The following is a 16,264-nucleotide window of genomic DNA, read 5'->3' on the forward strand; positions in this document are numbered from 1 at the left end:
GACCCAGCACAGCTGGCCGACGACGGGCCCGAGCAACTCGCCGGCCACCCACCAGCCGCCGCCCCCGCAGCGCCAGCCCCGCAAGCCGGAGAACGACGAAGACGACCTGGACATCCCAGACTTCTTGAAGTGATCACTACGGAAACGGGAGCCCTCGGGCTCCCGTTTTCTATTGCCCCGGCCGGTAGACGGCAGCAAGTACGCCGTACCGCGCCTCGCCCGGACCGGCGTCCTCGAGTGAGTCGAGCAGACCGTCGAGCTTCTCCATCAGCTCGGCCGCCTGGCCACCTGGACGAGGTGGTCGACGAGACCGATCCGGTCGCGGAGGAGGCGGCCTGGGCGGCGCGGGCCGAGCTGGCCGGTGGCGGGATGGCCCGGGTGGAGCGGTTGCCGGGCAATGTCGGGCTGCTCGAGATCCGGCCGCTGCTGTTCGATCCGATGCACGTCGGCGCCCGGGCGAGTGCGGCCATGTCATTGCTTTCGGCAACTGATGCACTGCTGATCGACCTGCGCCGCCGCCTGGGCGGATCACCGGACATGGTGCTGCAACAGCTCGGCCGGGCGACCGTAGTCGGTGAGTGCACCGGCGGAGGAGCGCATCCGCGCGCCGGGCGCTGGAGCACCTGGCGGCGCTGCCGGCCGGTCCGGAACGCCGGAGTGTGACCGACGAGGCGCGCGCGGAACTCGGTTCGACGGGGTTTGCTGGATAGCCTTCAGGGGTGTTCGGTTATGACGAGGTCCTCGAGGGTGTCCGCTTCGCCTTTACCGATCGCTTCGGGGGAGCGAGCCTGCCGCCGTACGGCGAACTGAATCTCGGCGCCCCGTCCGGCGAGGGCGAGGCACCGGTCAACGAGAACTACCGGTTGATCGGCGACGCGTACGGCGTCGGTCGCGACGGCGTCGTCCGGGTCAGCCAGGTGCACGGGCGTGACGTCCATGTGGTGCGGCCCGATGACGCCTTGCCGGTCTGGCCGCTGCCGACGGCCGATGCGCTGGTGACCACGCGAACCGACGTGACCCTGTGCGTCCGTGCGGCCGATTGCCTGCCGGTGCTGCTGGCCGACTCGGTCAACGGTGTCGTCGGCGCCGCCCATGCCGGACGACGCGGGATGTACGCCGGCGTCGTACCGGCCACGGTCGCGGCGATGCGCGAGCTCGGTGCGGGCCGGATCACCGCCGTCCTCGGGCCCTCGGCGTGTGGCAAGTGTTACGAGGTGCCGGCCGAGATGCGCGCCGAGGTCGCCGAGCAGGTGCCCGCGTCGTTCGCCGAGACGAGCTGGGGGACACCGTCGATCGACGTGGCCGCCGGGGTCGTCGCGCAGCTGGCGGAGCTGGACTGCGCGGTCATCGACGCGACCAGCTGCACGATCGAGTCCGAGAACCTCTATTCGTACCGGCGCGAAGGTGCGGTCAGTGGCCGGATGGCCGGACTGGTCAGGTTGCAGCCGTGAGCCGCGAGGACGAACTGCGGGCGAACCTGGCGTCGGTGCGTGAACGGATCCAGGCGGCCTGTCAGGCGGCCGGGAGGCCCGAGGGGTCCGTCACCCTGGTGGCGATCACCAAAACCTTCCCAGTCAGCGATGTACGGGCGCTGGCGGCCCTCGGCGTCACCGACGTGGGCGAGAACCGCGAGCAGGAGCTCAAGGCGAAGGCTCCCGAGTGCCCCGAGCTGGCCTGGCACTTCGTCGGCCAGCTCCAGTCGAACAAGGCCCGCTCGGTCGCGCGACTTGCCCGGGTCGTCCACTCGGTCGACAGAGTGTCGCTCGTCACGGCCTTGTCGAAGGCCGCGGTGGAAGAAGGCCGGGTACTGCGCTGCCTGCTGCAGGTGAGCCTGGCGTCGTACGGGCCTGCCGATGCGGCGACCGGGAGGAGCCGTGGTGGGATCGAGCCGGCCGACGTACCGGCGCTTGCCGCCGAGGTCGCGGCGGCGGACGGGCTCGAGCTCGGTGGAGTGATGGCGGTGGCCCCGCTGGGGTCTGACCCCGACGAGGCGTTCGCCGGGCTGGCCGGGGTAGCCTCCCGGTTACGCTCCGAACATCCGGCCGCCGACTGGATCTCGGCCGGGATGACCGGCGATCTGGACGCCGCGATCAGGCACGGAGCGACACACGTTCGCCTCGGGCGCGCATTACTCGGAACGCGTACTCCTCTGGGCTAGTGTCGACATCGATACTCGACAGAAGGGCTGGAGGGCCATGAGCGGCGCGTTGCGCAAGATGGGTGTGTACCTCGGCTTGGTCGAGGACGGCGAGCGCTACAACGCCCGCTACAACGCCCGCTACGACGACGAGTACGACGACGGTTACGACGAGTACGAGGACGAGGCCGTCGACGGGGAATCCCACGAGACCGAGCCGGAGCCCCGCGCCCGCGAGGCGGTGCGTGACGAGCAGGTCGGCACGGTCAGCAAGTTCCCAGATCGGCGTGGAGTCTCACCTTCCCCGGAGGTTACCGAGTTGGCCCGCATCACCACCGTGCACCCGCGCAGCTACAACGAGGCGCGCGTCATCGGTGAGCACTTCCGCGACGGCACGCCCGTCATCATGAACCTGACCGAGATGGACCACGCCGACGCCAAGCGGCTGGTGGACTTCGCGGCCGGCCTGATCTTCTGCTGCCGCGGATCGATCGAGCGGATCACCACCAAGGTGTTCCTGGTCTGCCCGCCGAACGTGACGGTGGCCGCGGAGGAGAAGGAAAAGATCGCCGCGGACGGGTTCTACAACCAGAGCTGACGCCCGGTTACCCCCGGTCTTCTACACTCTTCCCTGACATGGTTGCTCTCGGGTTCGTCCTCACAGTTCTGTACTGGGTGCTGCTCGCCTTCTTCCTGACGTTGGTGGCGCGCTTCGTGCTCAGTCTGATCGTCATGTTCGCGCCGCAGTGGCACCCGAAAGGGCCGCTCCTGCTGCTGTTCGAGCTGGTCTACTCCGTCACCGATCCGTTCCTGCGCCCGTTGCGGCGGATCCTGCCCCCGATCGGGGCCGGCGGCATCCGGATCGACCTGTCGATGCTGATGCTGTTCGTGCTCGTCTCGGTGGCGATGTCGATCAACGCGACCGCGATGAACTCGCTGTGAACCGAAGGGTGAGGACGATAGAACCTGGGTAGGACCTGACCCGGCGTCCAGGTGCCGGGAGCAGTTATCGCCCGCCCCGATTCCGCCAGAACACAACGAAGCGATAACGTGATCTACTGAGTCGCCGAGGTGCAGACCACGGGGACTCCGCCAAGACACAGACAAACGAGGTGAAAGATGCCGCTGACGCCGGATGACGTCCGCTCGAAGCAGTTCACGCCCGTCCGATTGCGGGAGGGCTACGACGTCACAGAGGTCGACTCCTTCCTCGACGAGGTGGAGGCCGAACTCGAGCGACTTCTCGCCGAGAACGAGGAGCTGCGGGCCAAGCTGGCCGCCGCTCAGCGCGCTGGATCGGGGCAGGAGCGCCCGGTGGTCGACCAGACCGCCGCGCTGCCGCCCGTGGTGCAGCAGCCCAAGCCCGCTCCCGTCGTGGTCGAGAAGCCCGAGGAGAAGCCACCGCCAGTCGTCGCTCCCGCTGTAGCGGCCGCGGGGGCTGCTGCGGCAGCAGGAACCGTCGGCGACGCCTCCAGCTCCGCCGTGCGGCTGCTGGAGATGGCCACCAAGCACTCCGACGACCTGGTCCAGGAGGCGAAGGACACCGCCGACAAGATCATCGGCGAGGCCCGCGCCAAGGCCGAGCGGCTGGAGAACGAGGCTCGCGGCAAGGCCGACCGGATGACCGGTGAGGCTCGCGCCCGCGCCGAGAAGCTGGACGGCGAGATCGCCGAGCGCCGCGCCCAGATGCTGGGCACGCTGGAGAAGCAGAAGGGTCAGCTCGAGCGCACCATCGACGACCTGCACGCTTACGAGCGCGAGTACCGCAGCCGGCTGAAGACGTACTTCACCGAGCAGCTGAAGGCACTCGGCAACGGCGACGACACGCTGAGCCCGCGCAACGGCTTCCGCCCGGAGGCCCGCGCCCAGGCTCACGGCCACGGCGTTTAAGAACATCTGACCCAGAGGCGGTGCTAATCCGGCAGCACCGCCTCTTCGTCATGTCTGGATACTTTTGACTGACGGTCGCCTCGCGGTGACGGTACGCAGTTCAGCCGGAGACAAGGAAAGCGGCACCCAAGTGGGTGCCGCTTCCTTTTTGCCTGCTCAGGCCTTGGCAAGCCAGTAGGTAAGGGCCAGGGCTTCGTCCGAGCCGGTTACCAGGTCGGTTGTTGCCGATGGCGCCGATTGGGTCAGCTCGGTGGCCAGCACCTCCTTGGCGATCTCCTCGGCATGCTTGCCCAGGGCACCGGCCAGCTCGGCGTCGGTGGTGGTGACCCAGACGGCGATCCGGTCCGAGACCTCCAGGCCGGCGTTCTTCCGGGCCTCCTGCAGCATCCGGACCACCTCGCGGGCGAGCCCGGCCTGCTTCAGTTCCGGGGTGATCTCGAGGTCGAGCGCGACGGTCTCGCCCTGCTCGTTCACCACCGACCAGCCCTCCCGTGGCCGCTCCGACAAGATCACCTCGGCCGCGCCGATCTCGACGTTCTCGCCGTCGACCAGCACGGTCGCAGTACCGGATGCCTTGATCGAGGCAGCCAGTCCGGCGGCGTCGGCTGCGGCGATCGCGGCCGCGACCACCGGTGTCTGCTTGGCGAACCGCTTGCCGAGCTCGCGGAAGTTGCCCTTCGCGGAGAACTCGACCAGGTCGGCGCCGGCCGACGACAGCGGCTCGACCGAGCCGACGTTCAGCTCCTCGGCGATCTCGGCCAGCAGTTCGTCGTCCAGGTCCGCGATCGCGGCCGAACCGACCAGCGCCCGGCTGAGCGGCTGCCGGGTCCGGACCTTCGCCTCGGCCCGGGCCGACCGGCCCAGCTCGACGACCCGCTTCGCCATCGACACGTGGGTCGCGAGCGCGTCGTCGATCAGCGCCTCGTCGTACTGCGGGAACGCGGTCAGGTGCACCGACTCGGCCAGCCCGGGCGTGACCGGGCGGAACACGTCCTGCCAGACCCGCTCGGTGACGAACGGGGTGAGCGGCGCCATCAGCCGGGTGAGCACCTCGAGCGTCTCGTGCAGGGTGGCCAGCGCGCCGGTGTCGCCCGCCCAGAACCGGCGCCGCGAGCGGCGTACATACCAGTTGGAGAGCACGTCGACGAACTGGCTGATCTGCACGCCGAGCTTCTGCGTGTCGTACGTCGCGTAGGCGACGTCGGTCTCCCGGACCAGCCGGTTCGTCTCGCTGACCAGCCAGCGGTCGAGCACCGACCGCTCGGCCACCGGCGGCACGTCGGTCGGTGACCAGTCGGCCAGCCGCGCATAGAGCGCGTGGAAGGCGACCGTGTTCCAGTAGGTCAGCAGCACCTTGCGGACGATCTCGTTCAGCACGTTCGGGCCGATGCCGCGGGCCTTCCACGGCGAGCCGGAGCAGGCCATGAACCAGCGCACCGCGTCCGCGCTGTGGTCGTCCATCAGCGGGATCGGTTCCAGGATGTTGCCCAGGTGCTTGGACATCTTCCGGCCGTCCTCGGCCATGATGTGCCCGAGGCAGACGACGTCCTTGTACGACGACTCGTCGAACACCAGCGTGCCGATCGCCATCAGCGTGTAGAACCAGCCCCGGGTCTGGTCGATCGCCTCGGCGATGAAGTCGGCCGGGTACGCCGTGGCGAACTTCTCCTTCGAGCCGTCCACCCACGGGTAGCCCCACTGCGCGAACGGCATCGAGCCCGAGTCGTACCAGGCGTCGATCACCTCGGCGACCCGGTGCGACTCCTCGCCACAGGTCGGGCAGGCGAAGGTGATGTCGTCGACGTACGGGCGGTGCGGGTCCGTCGCGGACAGGTCGCGGCCGGCCAGTTCGCCGAGCTCGGCCAGCGAGCCGACGCAGACCTGGTGGTCCTCGGCGCAACGCCAGATCGGCAGCGGCGTACCCCAGTAGCGGGAGCGGGAGACGGCCCAGTCGATGTTGTTGCGCAGCCAGTCGCCGTACCGGCCCCACTTGATCGAGTCGGGGTACCAGTTGGTCTTCTCGTTCTCGCGAAGCAGGGCGTCCTTCACCTGCGTCGTACGGATGTACCAGGACGGCAGTGCGTAGTACATGACTGGTGTGTGGCAGCGCCAGCAGTGCGGGTACGGGTGCTCGTAGGGGACGTGCTTGAAGAGCACACCGCGTTCCTGCAGATCCTTGACCAGGCCGGAGTCGGCCTTCTTGAAGAACTGACCACCGACCAGCGGCACGTCAGCCGCGAACTTGCCGTCGGATTCGACCGGGTTCACGACCGGCAGGTTGTAGGCCTTCGCGACCAGGAGGTCGTCGGCGCCGAACGCGGGGGACTGGTGGACCAGACCCGTGCCGTCCTCGGTGGTGACGTACTCCGCCAATGCGACGTAGTGGGCCGGCTCGGGGAACTCGACCAGCTCGAACGGACGCTGGTAGGTCCAGCGCTCCATGTCGCGCCCGCTGAACTGCTCGGTGACCGTCCAGCCCTCACCCAGCGCGGACAGCAACGGCTCGGCGACCACCAGCGACTCGTTGCCGTCGGTGGCGACCACGTAAGTGACGTCCGGGTGCACGGCGACGGCCGTGTTGGAGACCAGTGTCCAGGGGGTCGTCGTCCAGACCAGCAGAGAGGCTTTGCCTTCCAGCGGGCCCGAGGTCAGCGGGAAGCGGACGTAGACCGAGGGGTCGACGACCGTCTCGTAGCCCTGGGCGAGCTCGTGGTCGGACAGGCCGGTGCCACAGCGGGGGCAGTACGGCGTGATCCGGTAGTCCTCGACCAGCAGGCCCTTGTCGTGGATCTGCTTGAGCGACCACCAGACCGACTGGACGTATTCGGGGTCCATCGTCTTGTACGGGTGCTCGAGGTCGACCCAGTAGCCCATCCGGTTGGTCAACGCGTTGAACGCGTCGACGTTCCGCAGGACGGACTCGCGGCACTTCGCGTTGAACTCGGCGATCCCGTACGCCTCGATGTCCTTCTTGCCGTTGAAGCCGAGCTCCTTCTCGACCGCGACCTCGACCGGCAGGCCGTGGCAGTCCCAGCCCGCCTTGCGCTCGACCGAGAAGCCCTTCATCGTCCGGTAGCGCGGGAAGACGTCCTTGAAGACGCGGGCCTCGATGTGGTGCGTGCCGGGCATGCCGTTCGCCGTCGGCGGGCCCTCGTAGAAGGTCCAGGGCTGCCCGTCCGCGCTCTGCGCGAGACTCTTGGCGAAGGTGTCCTGCTCGGCCCAGTGCGCGAGCACGTCCCGCTCGATCGCCGGCAGGTCGACCTGGGCCGGGACCTGCTGCCATCCGGTGGTGGGGTGTTCCGCCATCTCTTCGTCCTTCGTCACGAGCCTGCTGCTTCGGCGACGAAGGGACGAGGCCTCGGCGCTGTCGCCGGGCTCCGCGGTACCACCCTTCTTGGTGACACTGGGTCACCCACTTCATTCGCTTCATCGCTGCCGGTTCTAATGAGCCCGGGTGGGCCGTTCTTCCGGCGGCTCCGGGGTGATGGCCCCATCACTGCCTTGCGGTGACGCGTCTGCAGTGTACGACTCCGGACCACTCCGCTACGAATCGTTAATGGGTGGTCAGCGGGGACTTCTTCTATGACAATCCTGTTGCGGTGGTGGCCGGAATGAAGCAATTGCTTGCCTGAACGCGTGTCCGGGATGTGGTTGTGACGCGCGGAACATCGAGCGGGCTTGAAGAACCGACTACCGTATGTCCACGGTCTGCGCGTCGGGCTGGTACGTGACCGTCACGTGCCCTACTGTCTTGCGACCAGTCCGCTTCAGTCTCCGACGAAGGCAGGGGGTAGTCGAACCATGGCTACATCGGCTCCGAAGAAGTCCGCCCCCCAACGCAAGTCCGCGGTCAAGCAGAACGCCGCGAAAACCACCGAACCGGCCGCGAGCGCTCCGGCCAAGAAAACCCCTGCCAAGCAGACGCCTACGAAGAGGGTGGCTATGAAGACCAACGAGAACAGGACGCCGGCGACGGCGCCGGCGAAGTCGCCCATCAAGTCCGCCACCACGTTCAAGGTCAAGGACGGCGAGGACCCGTGGACCGCGGCCGAGGTCGAGGAACTGCGCGGTGAGCTGGAGGCCGACGCGATCCACCTCAAGGAGGAGATCCGCGACGCCGAGCAGGAGATCGTCGGACTGCTCCGCGACGGCGGCGACGGGGCCGGCAACGACCAGGCCGACGTCGGGTCGACGACCCTCGAGCGGGACCACGAGATGTCGCTGGCGAACAACGCCCGGGACATGCTGGACCAGATCGAGCGGGCGCTGTCCCGGATCGACGACGGAACCTACGGCGTCTGCGAGAGCTGCGGCCAGGCGATCGGCAAAGGTCGGTTGCAGGCGTTCCCCCGTGCGACACTGTGCGTGTCATGCAAAGAACGCGAAGAACGCCGCTGAGCGAAGAGCACCCGTCCACCCCACCGGCGGACGTAACAGCTGAAGACTCCACAGAGTCGGCCGACGTCGAGTCGGCCGGCTCTGTTTCGCGCCCGCGCCACCGAATGATCGTGTTGTTCGGGGTGGTTGGGCTGGTGGTGCTTGGGCTTGACCAGCTGACCAAGGTGCTGGCGTTGCGGCATTTGACGCCGGGGGAGCCGGTCAACGTGATCGGGTCGTTGCTGAAGTTCAACCTGATCCGGAACCCGGGAGCGGCGTTCAGCCTCGGGACCAGCTACACACCGGTGATCAGCGCGATCCAGATCATCGTGGCGGTCGGCGTCGTGTGGTTGTCGCGCCGGCTCGGCTCGATCGGCTGGGCGATCGCGTTCGGGTTCCTGTTCGGCGGCGCGGTCGGCAACATCATGGACCGGATCTTCCGCGCGCCGTCGCCGTTCCACGGGCACGTGGTCGACTTCCTGCAGACCCCGCACTGGGCGATCTTCAACGTCGCCGACATGGCCGTCACCTCCGCCGCGATCCTGCTGGTCATCCAGACCCTGCGCGGCGTGAAGCTGGACGGCACGAAGGACGTGGCTAAGAAGTGAGTGGCGATTCACGCACGGTGATGGTGCCGGACGGGCTCGCGGGGGAGCGGCTCGATGCTGCGCTGTCCCGGCTGTTCGGTGTCTCCCGGACCAAAGCCGCCGAGCTGATCGAGTCCGGCCTGGTGCAGGTCGACGGTGCGGCGGCGATGAAGTCCACCCGGGTCGCGGCCGGCGTGATGCTCGACGTCGAACTGCCGCCACCGCCGGGCGAGATCACCGTCGTCCCGGAAACCGTCGAGAACCTGAGAATCGTTCATGACGACGACGAGATCGTGGTCGTCGACAAGCCGGTCGGCGTCGCGGCCCACCCGTCCCCGGGCTGGACGGGACCGACCGTGATCGGTCACCTGGCCGGGGCCGGCTTCAACATCTCCACCAGCGGCGCCGCCGAGCGCAAGGGCATCGTGCATCGCCTCGACGTCGGCACCTCGGGGCTGATGGTGGTCGCGAAGACGGAGTACAGCTACACCGTCCTCAAGCGCGCCTTCAAGGAGCGCACGGTCAAAAAGATCTACCACGCGCTGGTCCAGGGCCACCCGGATCCGTTCACCGGAACCATCGACGCCCCGATCGACCGGCACCCGCACCACGACTACAAGTTCGGTGTGATCGCGGGCGGCAAGCCGAGCATCACGCACTACGAGACGCTCGAGGCCTTCCGGTTCGCCACCCTCCTCGAGATCACCCTGGAGACCGGCCGGACGCACCAGATCCGGGTCCACATGGCCGCGATCGGTCATCCGTGCTGCGGCGACACGACGTACGGCGCCGACCCGGTCCTCGCCGAACGCCTCCAACTCAAACGCCAATGGCTGCACGCCATGCGCCTGGGCTTCACCCACCCCTGCTCCGGCGAATACGTCGAGTACACCTCGGCCTACCCCGAAGACCTCGACAGCGCCCTCGACCAGCTGGCCGACCCCCAGTAGTCCGATGAAGCTCTACCTCTCGTCCTTCCGGCTCGGCGACCACCCCGAACGGCTGGTCGCCTTGCTGCCACCGGCCGGTCGCCTCGCGGTGATCTGCAACGCGATCGACAGCGAGGATCCCGCCGTACGCCGGGAGAAGGTGGCGGCCGAGATCACCTGGCTCACCGAGCTGGGTCTGACGGCGGAAGAGCTCGATCTCCGCACCGTGTCCGACCTGGGCACCCGGCTCACGGCGTACGACGGAGTGTGGGTCCGCGGCGGGAACGTGTTCGTACTGCGGGCCGCGATGGCGCGCAGTGGGGCGGACAAGATCCTGCCCGAGCTGATCCGCTCGGAGAAACTCGTCTATGCCGGCTACAGTGCAGGGCCTTGTGTGCTCGCGCCCAGCCTGCGGGGACTCGAGTTCTGTGACGATCCGGACGCCGTCGACGGCGAGGTGATCTGGGACGGGCTCGGCCTCCTCGATCACGCGATCGTCCCGCACCTGGACTCGCCCGGGCATCCCGAGACGGAGCTGCTGGCGGAAGTGCGGGCGCACTACGACGTGGACGGTATGCCGTACGTGGCGATGCGGGACGGACAGGTGCTGGTGATCGACAGCGATACCCGCGTTCTCACCTGACAGGCTTGCGGCCCTGGACGACCAGATACTCTGCGGGCGCGCCGCTGACGTAGAGATCAGCCAGCTCCGCTCGAGCCTGTTCCCATCGGCCCTGCTGTTCCAGCATGCCGCGCAGCATGATCAGCGGTCCGAAATGACTCGAGGTCCAGTCGATCGCCGCATCCGGTGAGTCGAACGGCGCCAGCGGCACGGACTCGCGGGCGAACTCCAGTGTCACTCCGGTTCCGGCGAAGACCTGCCGGACGTGGCCCTCGTCGCCCCATAGCAGCGGCGGCTGGGCGAACGGCGGTGGTGGTGGGGCGTATGACCCCAGCTTCTTGAAGAACATGCCCTGTAGCCCATCGGGCGTCCAGGCGGTGCAACCGAACCGGCCGCCTGGCCGTAGTACCCGGACGAGCTCGTGCGCGGCGACCTCGTGCCGTGGCGCGAACATCAGGCCGAACGTGGACAGCGCCACGTCGAAGGTCTCATCGGCACACGGCAGGTCCTCGGCATCGCCCTCGATCCACTCGATCTCCACGCCGGCCTCGGCGGCCAGCGCTCGACCGGCGACGAACAGCTCCGGCGTCAGGTCCACCCCGACCACCCGGCCCCCGGCCGAGGCAGCTCTCAGGGCGGCGTTCCCGGTGCCGCAGGCGATGTCGAGTACATCCTCGCCGCTGCCGATTCCGACCCGGCGAACGAGCTGCTCGCCGACCTCCCACAGTTGCAGCTTCGCCACGGCGGGGAAGTCCCCGGCCGCCCAGCTCGCTCGAGCATGCTGCTTGATCTCCGCCAGTCCTGGCACCACCTGCGTGGTCATGTCCGTCCCCTGTCGATTGGTTCCTGTCCTGCCAACGTAGGAATTCCAGCCGTCGAGGGCATGAGGCGAACACCTCATGACGGTGCGGCTGTTGCGGATCACGCTCGGGGTATGACAGATAACTCCGTACGGCGTACGACCGGACTCGCGGGTGCCGCCATCGCTGGTCAGCTGCTGTTCATCGCAGGCTGGCTGGTGCTCGGGATGGTTGAGGGGCACGGCTACTCGGCGGGACGGCACGACGTGAGCGACCTGGGCGCTCTCACCGCCCACTATGCGACTGCCTCCCGCCTCACTGAGGGGATCGGCGGCGCGCTGACGATCGCTTTCGCAGTCTTCGTACTACGGCCCTCCCTGCGATCCGCCGCCGGCGCATGGTTGGTCGCTGCCTCGTTGCCCGCGTTCGACACGATGAGCGATGCCTTCTTCCGGCTCGACTGCCGGGCGGCCGATTCCGGCTGTACTACGGCGGAGGCGGCCGCGTCCTGGCAGGGCAAGGCGCACTTCCTCTGCTTCGGTGTCGCGGCGCTGGCAACCGTCGTGGCGCCGTTCGTCCTCTCTCGGGCGATGCGAAAGGTCGAAGGCTGGCATGACCTCGCCAGACCGACTTGGATCTTCGGGATCGTACTGATCGCGGCCTTGGTGGTGACGGGTGCGACCACGGGTACGGCGGTCCAGGGATGGACGCAGCGGGGAGCCATCGTCCTGGTCGCGCTGGGCGTCTCGTCGCTCGCCTGGCGGGTCCTGCGACTCGAGAGCCGGCCGGTGCGAACAGCCGGACTACTAGCCGGGCGCTAGTGCCCCGTGTCGGGGCACTAGGTTCGCGGCGCGGGCTGCTGGGGCGCGGGCTCGAAGCTGCCGACCAAGCCGTGCTGGGTTGCGAACAGCGTCGCGGCGGCGCGGCTGCCGACACCGAGTTTGGTGTAGACGTGCTCGATGTGGTTCGACACTGTCTTCGGCGTGACGCCGAGCTGACGGGCGATCTGCTTGTTCGCCTGGCCGCGGGCCAGCAGCGCGAGCACCTCGACCTCCCGGGCGGTGAGACCGGCAGGGTGTTCGGGCCGGTTGGCTGTGCGATGGCCGGCCGCCTGAAGCACGGCACTCGCCGCGTCGCCGTCAAGGCGGCCGCTGCGTACTTCGGCGCGAAGCCGGGCCACGGCCACTTCGCCGGCGAGTGCGGGCCGCTGCGGGCGGGGCTCGGTCATCGCGTGGTAGACATCGGCGGCCGCGAGAAGTCGATCGGCCGGCGTCAGCGAGACCGCGGTCAGACCTCGCGGATAGCCTGACCCGTCGAGCCGCTCGTGATGACGTACGGCGATCTCGCGGCTGCGAGCGAGCGCCGGGATCCGGAGCAGCATCTTGTCGGTGAGATAGGGGTGCTGCTCGATCCGCTCCCGCTCCACATCGCTCAGCGGTCCCGCCTTCTCCCAGATTGCGTTGGAGACTCCGAGCCGGCCGAGGTCGTGCAGCAGCCCGGCCCGGCGCAATGTCTGTCGCTCCGCCTCCGGCAGACCGGTGATCCGCGCCGCCTCGGCCGCCAGGTTGGCCACTCCGCGCGAGTGACCCGCGTGGTACGGCGATTTGAGGTCGACCAGGTCGGCCATCGCCTCGAGGACGTCGTCGAGCTCGGCGCCCGACACGCTTCTGGCCAGCCGGGGCTCGGCGGCCAGCACGGTCTCCCAACTCGCCGCGGTGGAGATGCCGTCGAGCACCTCGGCCGCGTGCTGGATGAACAAGTCGGCGAGCGCAGGGTCGAAGTACGAGCCGGAGTGCTTCCGTGCGATCGACGCTGCTGCCTGGGCTCCGTGGCGCCTCGCCATCACCTCGATCGGTCCGGCGAACTGGACGAGTCGCGACGGCAGGCAGATCGCAGGCCCGCGGAGGTGGCTCGGGATTCCTTTGCCGTCCCACTGCTCGTACGCCTGCCGGATCGCGGTGACGGTCGCCTCGCCGAGGCTGATCCGGTCGGCGAACTCCGAGCCGAGGGCCGAGTGCGTGTCCAGCCACGACTCGATGGTCCGCTGACCGGTGAGGGGGAAGGCCGCCAGGCGGCGTACCCGATCCAGTGCGGTGCCGTGCGAACTGAGCCGGCGGAGGAGGAAGGCGGCGGTCTGCACAGTGTTCATCGAGAGCATTTCGTAGCTGTCGCTTTTGAACGAGATCTCGTCGGCGAACCATCGAGCCTGCTCAGTGGCGTCGGCGTGGCAGTAGGTGTTCATCAGCAGGCCGAGGTAGTAGGTCGCTTCGCGCTCGCCCTCGTCGGCCTCGGCCAGATCGGCGAGCCGCAGAGCGATCACGGTCTGCCGCAGGCAGTGGTCCATCGGCTGGCCGAGGCCGAGGTCGGCAGCGTACGAGAGGGTCGCCACGAGCTCGGCGATCCGCACACTTCCGTCGTGCTGCCCCGTCATAGCCCGAGTCTGCGCCCTCTGCGGCCCCTACTGGAATATCCGGCCTACGCTGAGGGATACACCGAAGGCGGGCGATCGGCATGGCTGAGACGAAGCCCATGGCAACGACTCGCGGAAAGCTACCGGCCGAGTTGACCAGTTTCGTGGGCCGGCGCCGCGAGCTGGCCGGTATCAGGCGGCTGCTGGCCGGCACCCGGTTGCTGACCCTGACCGGGGTGGGTGGGGTCGGCAAGACCCGGCTGGCGATGCGGCTGGGCGCCGAGGTACGGCGTACGTTCGCGGACGGCGTCTGGTTCGTCGAGCTCGCCGCCTTGCACGACTCCGCCCTGCTGGGGCACACGCTGGCAGGAGCACTCGAACTGAGCCAGGTCTCGGCAAACCCCACCGCGGACCTCGCGGAGTATCTGGAGGACAAGCATCTGCTGCTGGTGCTCGACAACTGTGAGCACCTGGCGGACGCATGCGCCGTGCTGGTGAGCAAGCTGCTCGCAGCGGCCCCGCAGCTGCGGATCATCGCCACCAGCCGCCATGTGCTCGGAGTCGAGGGGGAGCAGATCTTCCCGGTGCCGCCGCTGTCCACTCCGCCGGAGACCACGATGACTGCGGGCGACGCCGCGCGGTACGAGTCGATCGAGCTGTTCGCGGATCGCGCCCGGTCCGTGTCGCCGGAGTTCGAGCTGGACGCGGCCGGCCGGCCGCTGGTGATCGAGCTGTGCCGGCGTCTCGACGGCATCCCGCTGGCCATCGAGCTGGCGGCTGTCTGGATGCGGACACTGTCGCCGGCCCAGATCCTCGACCGGCTCGAGGACCGCTTCCGGCTGCTGGCGACGGGTAAACCGGCCGCGCCGGCCAGACAGCAGGCACTGGATGCGGCGATCGGCTGGAGCTACGACCTCTGTTCGCCGGCCGAGCAGGCGCTGTGGGCGCGACTGTCGGTATTCGCCGGCGGATTCGACCTCGAAGGCGCTGAGGAGGTCTGCTCGGGAGACGGCATCGACCGCGCCGAGGTGCTCGACCTGCTCGCCGGCCTGATGAACAAGTCGATCATCACCAGGAAGGCGATGACGGATCACACCGTCGCCTGGTACGACCTGCTCGGCATCATCGGCCAGTACGGCGTGGATCGGCTCACGGCGGCGGGCCGGGCGCGGGAGCTCCGGATGAGACACCGCGACTACTACCGGCGGATGGCCGCGGAGTGGGAGACGGACAGCTTCAGCCCCCGCCAGGCCGACTGGTTCATCCGGCTGCGCCGCGAGCACGACAACTTCCGGGCCGCGCTGGACTTCTGCTTGTCCGAACCCGCCGAGGCACCGGCCGCACTGGAGATTGCCGCGCCGATCTGGAACTTCTGGTTCGCCGGGTTCCTCCGCGAAGGCCACCGTTATCTGGTCCGGGCCCTCGAGCTCGCCGAGGAGCCGACGCCGGCCCGCGCCAAGGCGCTGTGGGCGGGCAGCTACCTGGCGATGTTCCTCGGTGAGCCGGAACAGATGAGCCAACTGCTGGCCGAGTGTGAAGTGCTGGCCGAGCGGTTCGGCGACGACCTGCTGCGGGCGAGGATCGCGGAGGTCTCCGGTCATGCCCTGAACTACGCAGGCGAACTCCCGGCCGCGGTCGCCCGCCTGGAGGAGGGCCTGGCGGGATTCCGGGCCGTCGGCAACCTTCTCGGCGAGTTCGACGTTCTCATCCTGCTGGCGGCGGCCACCTTCTTCCTCGGTGATCCACGGGTCGGGCAATTCAGCCGGCAGGCGTTCGAACTCGCCGACAGCCACGGCGCGGCGTCGTCGAAGGCCTATGCGCTCTGGACGCTGGGCATCGTGCAATGGCGTGATCACCACGATGCCGAGCAGGCCTGTCGATCCTTCCGCGAAGCGATCCGGCTGTGGCTGCCGCTGAACGACCGGACCGGGATCGGGTTCTGTGTTCAGGCGCTGTCCTGGTGCGCGAGTACGGCGGCGCCGAACGAACTCGCTGCCCGGCTGATGGGCGGGTCCCGAGCGGTCTGGCGTTCGAGCGGCGCGCACGTCGACGAGACCACGCCGTACAGCCAGTTCGACGAGCAGTCGCGGCAGCGGGTCCGGGCCGCGCTCGGCGATGCCGCCTTCGAGCAGGCCTTCGAGGAGGGCGCGGCGTACTCGTTCGAGCAGGCGGTGTCGCTGGCCCTCGGCAAGGAGACGGAGCGGGGCAGCACCGTGAGCCCGGGCCGGGCCGGCGGCCTGACCCGCCGCGAGCAGGAGATCGCAGTACTGCTCAGCGAGGGGCTGAGTAACAAGGAGATCGCTGCCCGGCTCGTGATCGGCCAGCGGACCGTCGAGACCCACGTTGAGCACGTTCTCGGCAAGCTCGGGTTCACTTCCCGGGCGCAGGTCGCGCGCTGGATCGCCGAGACACGCACGGACTGAGCTCGCCTCCGGCGGCGTGGGCACGCTCCCATGTCCGTACACAAACCCGTAGGTCTACGGATGCCCAGGACGGCCGGCAACCGGGATCG

Annotated in this window: 15 protein-coding genes; 12 read left to right on the forward strand and 3 right to left on the reverse strand. The window is 68.6% G+C overall.

Annotation, left to right across the window (positions count from 1 at the left end; genetic code table 11):
* The first annotated feature begins 297 nt into the window (after positions 1–297).
* From ABZ004_RS37670 to ABZ004_RS37695, 6 genes are all read left to right on the forward strand, one after another.
* The gene (locus ABZ004_RS37670; RefSeq protein ID WP_355686664.1) at positions 298–663 is read left to right on the forward strand and encodes a hypothetical protein; all 366 of its coding nucleotides are present in this window, start codon (positions 298–300) and stop codon (positions 661–663) included.
* Between the two features lie 56 nt (positions 664–719).
* The gene (gene pgeF, locus ABZ004_RS37675; protein WP_355686666.1) at positions 720–1,451 is read left to right on the forward strand and encodes a peptidoglycan editing factor PgeF; all 732 of its coding nucleotides are present in this window, start codon (positions 720–722) and stop codon (positions 1,449–1,451) included.
* On the forward strand, positions 1,448–2,158 hold the full coding sequence (locus tag ABZ004_RS37680) for a YggS family pyridoxal phosphate-dependent enzyme (RefSeq protein ID WP_355686668.1): 711 nt from the start codon (positions 1,448–1,450) through the stop codon (positions 2,156–2,158). The genes pgeF and ABZ004_RS37680 overlap by 4 nt, the downstream gene beginning before the upstream one ends.
* 37 nt (positions 2,159–2,195) lie before the next feature.
* A complete protein-coding gene (sepF, locus tag ABZ004_RS37685; protein ID WP_355686669.1) occupies positions 2,196–2,735 on the forward strand; it encodes a cell division protein SepF in 540 nt (179 codons plus the stop codon).
* A 38-nt stretch (positions 2,736–2,773) separates the two neighbouring features.
* Positions 2,774–3,079, forward strand: a complete 306-nt coding sequence (locus ABZ004_RS37690) for a YggT family protein (RefSeq protein ID WP_355686671.1) — start codon at positions 2,774–2,776, stop codon at positions 3,077–3,079.
* A 177-nt stretch (positions 3,080–3,256) separates the two neighbouring features.
* The gene (locus tag ABZ004_RS37695; RefSeq protein ID WP_185444573.1) at positions 3,257–4,027 is read left to right on the forward strand and encodes a DivIVA domain-containing protein; all 771 of its coding nucleotides are present in this window, start codon (positions 3,257–3,259) and stop codon (positions 4,025–4,027) included.
* Between the two features lie 156 nt (positions 4,028–4,183).
* Here the strand turns inward: ABZ004_RS37695 and ileS are convergent, their stop codons facing one another.
* Positions 4,184–7,333 carry an isoleucine--tRNA ligase gene (ileS, locus tag ABZ004_RS37700; RefSeq protein WP_355686737.1) on the reverse strand — a complete coding sequence of 1,050 codons (3,150 nt, stop codon included), beginning with the start codon at positions 7,331–7,333 and terminating at the stop codon, positions 4,184–4,186.
* A 636-nt stretch (positions 7,334–7,969) separates the two neighbouring features.
* Here ileS and ABZ004_RS37705 point away from each other — a divergent pair.
* The 4 genes from ABZ004_RS37705 to ABZ004_RS37720 all read left to right on the forward strand — a co-directional run bounded on the left by ABZ004_RS37705 (position 7,970) and on the right by ABZ004_RS37720 (position 10,563).
* Positions 7,970–8,425: a TraR/DksA C4-type zinc finger protein gene (locus ABZ004_RS37705; RefSeq protein ID WP_355686672.1), complete on the forward strand. Its 456-nt coding sequence runs from the start codon at positions 7,970–7,972 to the stop codon at positions 8,423–8,425.
* A 104-nt stretch (positions 8,426–8,529) separates the two neighbouring features.
* The gene (gene lspA / locus ABZ004_RS37710; RefSeq protein WP_355686738.1) at positions 8,530–9,012 is read left to right on the forward strand and encodes a signal peptidase II; all 483 of its coding nucleotides are present in this window, start codon (positions 8,530–8,532) and stop codon (positions 9,010–9,012) included.
* A 20-nt stretch (positions 9,013–9,032) separates the two neighbouring features.
* Positions 9,033–9,941, forward strand: a complete 909-nt coding sequence (locus ABZ004_RS37715) for an RluA family pseudouridine synthase (protein ID WP_355686740.1) — start codon at positions 9,033–9,035, stop codon at positions 9,939–9,941.
* Positions 9,942–9,945: 4 nt separating this feature from the next.
* Positions 9,946–10,563, forward strand: coding sequence for a Type 1 glutamine amidotransferase-like domain-containing protein (locus ABZ004_RS37720; RefSeq protein ID WP_355686674.1), 618 nt, complete (start codon positions 9,946–9,948; stop codon positions 10,561–10,563).
* Here ABZ004_RS37720 and ABZ004_RS37725 read toward each other — a convergent pair.
* Positions 10,556–11,365 (reverse strand): class I SAM-dependent methyltransferase, encoded by an 810-nt coding sequence (locus ABZ004_RS37725; protein ID WP_355686676.1) that lies wholly within the window; start codon positions 11,363–11,365, stop codon positions 10,556–10,558. The genes ABZ004_RS37720 and ABZ004_RS37725 overlap by 8 nt on opposite strands.
* Positions 11,366–11,476: 111 nt before the next feature.
* Between ABZ004_RS37725 and ABZ004_RS37730 the strand changes: the two genes are divergently transcribed.
* Entirely contained in the window at positions 11,477–12,163 is a 687-nt protein-coding gene (locus ABZ004_RS37730) for a DUF998 domain-containing protein (protein ID WP_355686677.1), read from the forward strand.
* Between the two features lie 17 nt (positions 12,164–12,180).
* Here ABZ004_RS37730 and ABZ004_RS37735 read toward each other — a convergent pair whose 3' ends face one another.
* Complete coding sequence (locus ABZ004_RS37735) at positions 12,181–13,773, reverse strand: HD domain-containing phosphohydrolase (RefSeq protein ID WP_355686679.1); 1,593 nt, start codon at positions 13,771–13,773, stop codon at positions 12,181–12,183.
* Between the two features lie 80 nt (positions 13,774–13,853).
* Between ABZ004_RS37735 and ABZ004_RS37740 the strand changes: the two genes are divergently transcribed.
* Positions 13,854–16,175 (forward strand): LuxR C-terminal-related transcriptional regulator, encoded by a 2,322-nt coding sequence (locus ABZ004_RS37740; protein ID WP_355686681.1) that lies wholly within the window; start codon positions 13,854–13,856, stop codon positions 16,173–16,175.
* Positions 16,176–16,264: the final 89 nt, after the last annotated feature.

It is taken from the genome of Kribbella sp. NPDC006257 (assembly GCF_040613535.1).
In the GTDB taxonomy this organism is placed as follows: domain Bacteria; phylum Actinomycetota; class Actinomycetes; order Propionibacteriales; family Kribbellaceae; genus Kribbella.

Bases quoted from the DNA above. Each gene is read 5' to 3' on its own strand.
- sepF (WP_355686669.1), top strand. From the start codon at position 2,196: ATGAGCGGCGCGTTGCGCAAGATGGGTGTGTACCTCGGCTTGGTCGAG.
- ABZ004_RS37690 (WP_355686671.1), top strand. From the start codon at position 2,774: ATGGTTGCTCTCGGGTTCGTCCTCACAGTTCTGTACTGGGTGCTGCTC.
- ABZ004_RS37695 (WP_185444573.1), top strand. From the start codon at position 3,257: ATGCCGCTGACGCCGGATGACGTCCGCTCGAAGCAGTTCACGCCCGTC.
- ileS (WP_355686737.1), bottom strand. From the start codon at position 7,333: ATGGCGGAACACCCCACCACCGGATGGCAGCAGGTCCCGGCCCAGGTC.
- ABZ004_RS37705 (WP_355686672.1), top strand. From the start codon at position 7,970: ATGAAGACCAACGAGAACAGGACGCCGGCGACGGCGCCGGCGAAGTCG.
- lspA (WP_355686738.1), top strand. From the start codon at position 8,530: ATGATCGTGTTGTTCGGGGTGGTTGGGCTGGTGGTGCTTGGGCTTGAC.
- ABZ004_RS37715 (WP_355686740.1), top strand. From the start codon at position 9,033: ATGGTGCCGGACGGGCTCGCGGGGGAGCGGCTCGATGCTGCGCTGTCC.
- ABZ004_RS37720 (WP_355686674.1), top strand. From the start codon at position 9,946: ATGAAGCTCTACCTCTCGTCCTTCCGGCTCGGCGACCACCCCGAACGG.
- ABZ004_RS37725 (WP_355686676.1), bottom strand. From the start codon at position 11,365: ATGACCACGCAGGTGGTGCCAGGACTGGCGGAGATCAAGCAGCATGCT.
- ABZ004_RS37730 (WP_355686677.1), top strand. From the start codon at position 11,477: ATGACAGATAACTCCGTACGGCGTACGACCGGACTCGCGGGTGCCGCC.
- ABZ004_RS37735 (WP_355686679.1), bottom strand. From the start codon at position 13,773: ATGACGGGGCAGCACGACGGAAGTGTGCGGATCGCCGAGCTCGTGGCG.
- ABZ004_RS37740 (WP_355686681.1), top strand. From the start codon at position 13,854: ATGGCTGAGACGAAGCCCATGGCAACGACTCGCGGAAAGCTACCGGCC.